The organism is Mesobacillus sp. (genome assembly GCF_049588175.1).
Lineage (GTDB): Bacteria > Bacillota > Bacilli > Bacillales > Cytobacillaceae > Mesobacillus.
The window spans coordinates 1-5174 of record NZ_JBAVFI010000286.1 but is presented as its reverse complement, the minus strand read 5'-3'; the positions used below and the strand labels follow the sequence as shown (position 1 = coordinate 5174).

The 5174-nt window shown below is 45.7% G+C and carries 6 protein-coding genes and 1 pseudogene; 4 read left to right on the top strand and 3 right to left on the bottom strand.

What is annotated here, in order from left to right; all coding sequences use genetic code 11:
• Positions 1–34: 34 nt before the first annotated feature.
• Positions 35–2131 (bottom strand): DNA topoisomerase III, encoded by a 2097-nt coding sequence (locus tag WB217_RS06975; protein WP_423991929.1) that lies wholly within the window; start codon positions 2129–2131, stop codon positions 35–37.
• Positions 2132–2310: 179 nt separating this feature from the next.
• Here WB217_RS06975 and WB217_RS06970 point away from each other — a divergent pair.
• The 3 genes and pseudogenes from WB217_RS06970 to WB217_RS06960 all read left to right on the top strand — a co-directional run.
• A pseudogene (locus WB217_RS06970) lies at positions 2311–2742 on the top strand (NUDIX hydrolase); the annotation flags it as partial.
• Positions 2743–2811: 69 nt separating this feature from the next.
• A complete protein-coding gene (locus WB217_RS06965; RefSeq protein WP_423991931.1) occupies positions 2812–3219 on the top strand; it encodes a GNAT family N-acetyltransferase in 408 nt (135 codons plus the stop codon).
• Between the two features lie 141 nt (positions 3220–3360).
• Positions 3361–3780: an NUDIX hydrolase gene (locus WB217_RS06960; RefSeq protein ID WP_423991927.1), complete on the top strand. Its 420-nt coding sequence runs from the start codon at positions 3361–3363 to the stop codon at positions 3778–3780.
• Positions 3781–3819: 39 nt separating this feature from the next.
• Here WB217_RS06960 and WB217_RS06955 read toward each other — a convergent pair whose 3' ends face one another.
• Positions 3820–4137, bottom strand: coding sequence for a YbjQ family protein (locus WB217_RS06955; protein WP_423991925.1), 318 nt, complete (start codon positions 4135–4137; stop codon positions 3820–3822).
• Between the two features lie 156 nt (positions 4138–4293).
• On the bottom strand, positions 4294–4458 hold the full coding sequence (locus WB217_RS06950) for a hypothetical protein (RefSeq protein ID WP_423991923.1): 165 nt from the start codon (positions 4456–4458) through the stop codon (positions 4294–4296).
• Positions 4459–4582: 124 nt separating this feature from the next.
• Between WB217_RS06950 and WB217_RS06945 the strand changes: the two genes are divergently transcribed.
• Positions 4583–5174: peroxiredoxin (locus WB217_RS06945; RefSeq protein WP_423991921.1), on the top strand; the 592-nt coding region annotated here is incomplete at its 3' end.

Here is a 5174-nt window from a genome sequence, read left to right as displayed (position 1 = left end):
CGGCACAAGGCCGCTTTTGCATTGTGCTGCAAGATTATTCCTTATCCTCCAACGCTGCCTTCAGCAGGTCGCCGAGGCTCGTTCCGAAATTGGTTTCGGCTGGGCTGTATTTTTCCTTCAGCTTGCGTTCCTCGCGTTTGGAGACGCCTTTTTTCTTATCCTCTGCCTTTTCAACGACATTGCAGCGGCGGCATTGGAAGTACGCACCTGCTTTGCCATTATGGATTTCCATCCGTTTATGGCATTGCGGGCAGCGGCGCTGTGAAAGCTTTGGATCCTTGTGCTTGCGGAAGCTGCACTCAGGACTTGAACAGACGAGGATTCTTCCTTCTTTTGTTTTTCGTTCCTTCATGAACTCGCCGCATTCTGGACACTTCGATCCAGTGAGGTTATGGGCGCGATAGGACTTGTCGCTTGTTTTGATTTCAGATACAAGTCTCGCTGTCTGTTCGCGGATCCGCTGTTTGAATGCTTTCGGATCACCTTTGCCTCGAGCAATCTCTTCGAGTTCTTTTTCCCATTTGGCTGTAAGTTCTGGGGAGGTTAGTTCATCGTTCACAAGGTTAATTAGCTGTTTGCCTTTTTTCGTCGGGTACAGTCGTCCGTTTTGGCGGTCAACGACTTCAGATGAGATTAAGCGCTCGATGATTTCCGCACGTGTAGCCGGTGTCCCGAGGCCAAACTTCTCCATTTTTGCGAGAATGTCTGATTCAGATAGGCGAAGCGGCGGCTCAGTCATCTTATTATTTGTTGTCACCTGGCCGACTGGATAGATTTTGCCTTTTTCTAGATGTCCAAGACTTTGTTTCGATGGATTTTCATCATCGTCTTTACCAAGGACCTTTTTATAACCAAGGTCGAGGACGTTCGTTTCCCTTGCAGATAGTGATTCACCCTCGACGTCAAAGCTTGCGTGAATCGTTTCGAATTGGTAAGCCGGGTAAAAAAGTGCAAGGAATCGGCGAACGATCAGGTCGTATAACTTTCTTTCATCCGGTGACAAGTCTGCTAGATGAAGTCGTTCCTCTGTCGGAATGATTGCGTGGTGATCAGTTACTTTTTCATTATTGAACACGCGGCGGGCCAGTACTTTTCCTTTTTGCGCAAGTGCAGGCTTCGCTTCATCCTTATAACCAGACAAAATTCCCTGAAGGCGGTCAGCCATCGTTGCTTCCATGTCAGTCGTTAAATAGCGTGAATCTGTCCTTGGGTAGGTGACGAGCTTGTGCTGTTCATATAATCCCTGCAGGACATTGGATGTTTTCTTAGCCGAAAAACCAAACCGTTTGTTGGCATCACGCTGCAATTCAGTCAGGTCATATGGCAATGGCTGCGGTTCTGTTTTTTGCTTGCGGTCGATTGACTTCAACACAGCTTTTTTATTCGACAGCTTGTTCTGGATTTGCTCAGCCTTCTCTTTGGAAAAAATACGCTTCTCGCCGTTATGCTCCCATTCGGCAGTCAGGGCGCCGACCTTCGCCTGAATCATCCAGTAATCTTTTGGCACGAACTTATTGATTTCGTCTTCACGTTCAAGGACCATAGCCAGAGTAGGGGTCTGAACACGTCCTGCTGACAATGGATCTTTGTATTTTGTTGTCAGTGCGCGGGAAACGTTCAAGCCGATTAGCCAATCAGCTTCCGCACGGCATACCGCAGATTCATACAAGTCCTCAAATTGCTTGCCAGGCTTCAGCTGTTTGAAGCCGTCCTTGATTGCGCGGTCGGTTTGGGATGAAATCCAAAGACGTTTGATTGGTTTGCGCCAGTTAATTCGTTGAAGAATCCACCTGGCCACAAGTTCACCTTCACGTCCGGCATCCGTGGCGATGATGAACTCGCCAACGTCCTTCCGCTCGGCAAGCATTTCAATCGCCTTATATTGGTGGCTCGTCTGCTTGATGACTTTTAGCCCCATTTTATCCGGAATGATCGGCAGCTCCTCAAGCTTCCAAACCTTATATTTCGGGTCATAATTCTCCGGCATCTTCAATTCAATCAAGTGGCCCAGCGCCCACGTCACAATATATTGATTACCCTCAAAATAACTCTTATGCGTTTTATTACAGCCAAGAACACGAGCCAACTCACGCGCAACACTCGGCTTCTCAGCAAGAACTAATGATTTCATAAATACTCCTTTCAAAACAAAACAAATTTCCTTATGCTTAACCTAGTATAATAGAAAAAACGCACCAATGCATTAACGCACTGGGGGTCAGACCCACGGTGCAGTACCACGTTAACGTGTTGGGGGTCTGACCCCCGGCGCGGTGGTGTGTTAAAGTGCTTTTTGAGGAGGGATGTTGTTTGCCTGATTATATTAGGGAGATTCGCGGGTTGATTGGGACTAGGCCGTTTATTTTGGCGGGTTCTGCTGTGCTTGTTTTCAATGAGCGGTATGAGGTTTTGCTTCAGCTAAGGACTGATACTGGCAAGTGGGGGATTCCTGGCGGTGCAATGGAGCCTGGGGAGAGCTTTGAGGAGACGGCCAGACGCGAGCTGCTTGAGGAAACGGGTCTTCATTTAAAGAACCTAAAGTTCCTGGATGTGCTTGCAGGAGAGGAATATTATTTCAAATATCCGAACGGTGATGAAATTTACAACGCAATCGCCCTTTATGCCTCAGATGAATGGGAAGGTACCCTGCAAATGCTTGATGGCGAAAGCAAGGAGCTGCGGTTTTTCCCATTGACCGATTTGCCACCGCTTCATGGGAGACCTGAAATCATTATTAATAAAATCCGTGATTATGGCATTCTCCCGGAAATCAAAGAAATCCGCTTGGCACATATCATCGCCGCAGCCGAAGTGCTTGAACTGCAAAGAAAATCATACATAATCGAGGCGGAATTAATCGGGACTACTGAGATTCCACCATTAACAGAAACATTTGAACAGCTGCAGAATTGCGGGGAAACCTTCATCGGCTATTACAAAGAGAACAAGCTTGCAGGTGCCATTTCGTATAAAAGGGAAGCTGGGACACTTGATATACACCGGGTTATGGTCCATCCTGATTTTTTTCGAAGGGGAATTGCTGCCAAACTCATCGCACATATTGAGTCGATAGAAAAAGCAGCAACAAAAGTCATTGTGTCAACAGGCGCAGCAAATCTGCCGGCTGTAAGACTATATGAAAAACTTGGCTTCGTTCGGCAAGAGGATATGATTGTAGGAGATAGATTAAGAATTGCTAATTTTAAAAAGTACATTTAAGCAGAATTGGGAAAAATCCCTTGTGAATTTCCAGTTTGCAAAAATAGCTGAGGATTTCGCAAGGTAATTGTGCCTATCGATTTCCGCAAAATAACATTCCAATTTTGCAAGATTATTGTTTAAAGGGAAAGGTGTACTCAGATGAGGCAAGAAAATAAAATGGTTGTAGTCGTTAAAGGCGTCATCTTACTTGAGGGAAGAGTACTTATCGTTAAGAGGGCAGCAGATGATGAAGTGGGCAATAACACTTGGGAGACCGTTGGAGGCAAAATGGAATTAGGTGAAGACATCGAAGCGGCATTAATTCGTGAAATTAACGAAGAAATTGGCATAACTGTTACTGTTGACAAAATTTTATATGCGACAACTTTTAAAACAGATCCAACAAGGCAAATCATTCTGCTTGCATACTTATGCCATAGTGAGAGTCATGATATCAAGCTTTCAGCGGAACATTCTGATTTCAAATGGGCAACGAAAGAACAACTCGAATTACTTCTGCCGCCTGAAATAATGAAGGATTTCGAGCAAAATAATGTGTTTTCCGCACTTGGAATTTAGATAAAAAGGGACCTGGCAAAATACCTGGTCCCATACCAATTATTCCTTCACATAAACAGCCGTACCAGTAGCGATGCACATCATCATGCCTTCTCGAAGTGTTTCAAAATCAAGATCAACACCAACGACAGCATTTGCACCCATTCTGCGCGCTTTGTCTTCCATTTCACGGATGGCAATTTCGCGTCCCTCGGCTAGCTTATTTTCATAAGCTGAGCTCCTGCCGCCAATCACATCTGTGACACTTGCCAAAAAGTCACGGACCACGTTCGCTCCCATAATGGCTTCACCGGACACAATCCCTAAATAACGTTCAATCTCTTTCCCCTGCAAAGTCGGTGTTGTCGTTACAATCATCTTTAACTCCTCCTTCTTAAGTAGGCTCTTTTCGTCAATATGTATCCCTGCGAAAATAACCTTAAGTACCTACATATACGATACCCTTTTGAAAAAGTTTCAAAATTCATTTCCGGCAAAAAAAGAACCCGGCGAAATGCACCAGGTTCTGATCTGCTAAGCTTCGTCTTCCTCTACGCGGTTTTTAAAAGCTTCCTGGACGACCAGGAATTCTTCATCTTCCTGTGCTTCTGTTGCAGCCCGCTTTGCTTTTTCGGCACCTGCAGGGAAATTGCCAGGATGGCTTTTATTCTTATGATTGAAATCTTTACCTCTTCCCATCTTGAACCCTCCTTTCTTGTCATAAGTAGTTTTTCCTGATGGAAGCATAAATATAAACAATCAGTTCATAGGCTGCTGCATATGATTGTATAGAAAGAAATTTTATGAAAGGAGGCCGGCTGCGATGGATGAAAAAATATATGCAAAGGATTTGTCCGCCTGCCAGACGGTTTTCTGTGCGACACGTGACGACCAGGCGCCGCTTTTCACAGCAGACGCGGTCATTGACCGGAGCATCAAAAAGATCAGCCTCGAGGATTATAAAGGGAAGTGGGTCATATTGTTTTTTTACCCAAGCGATTTTACATTCGTTTGACCTACAGAATTGGCGGCGGTCGCCGCTATTTACCCGCATATACGAGCGCTGAACGCTGAACTGCTCTCTATCAGTACAGACAGTGCCTATTCACACATTGTCTTTAAAGACACATCTCCGTCTTTGAAAAATGTTACCTTTCCAATGGTCAGCGACAGGACCCAGGTCATCAGCCGTGCTTACAGAGTGCTGGATGAAAACACCGGTGCCGCCTTCAGGGCATCCATATTCATTGACCCGGAGCAAATCATCAGGGCGAAGCTGATATATCCCGGTAATGTTGGCCGAAACCTTCCAGAGCATGTCCGGATGCTTGAAGCCTTTAGATACGCAAAGCAAACGGGGAAGGGTGTACCGGCAAACTGGGTGCCCGGTCAGCAAGGAATCAGCACCGATCCAG

Coding starts and splice junctions, on each gene's coding strand:
- WB217_RS06975 (WP_423991929.1), bottom strand. CDS start 2,131: ATGAAATCATTAGTTCTTGCTGAGAAGCCGAGTGTTGCGCGTGAGTTG.
- WB217_RS06960 (WP_423991927.1), top strand. CDS start 3,361: ATGAGGCAAGAAAATAAAATGGTTGTAGTCGTTAAAGGCGTCATCTTA.
- WB217_RS06955 (WP_423991925.1), bottom strand. CDS start 4,137: ATGATTGTAACGACAACACCGACTTTGCAGGGGAAAGAGATTGAACGT.
- WB217_RS06950 (WP_423991923.1), bottom strand. CDS start 4,458: ATGGGAAGAGGTAAAGATTTCAATCATAAGAATAAAAGCCATCCTGGC.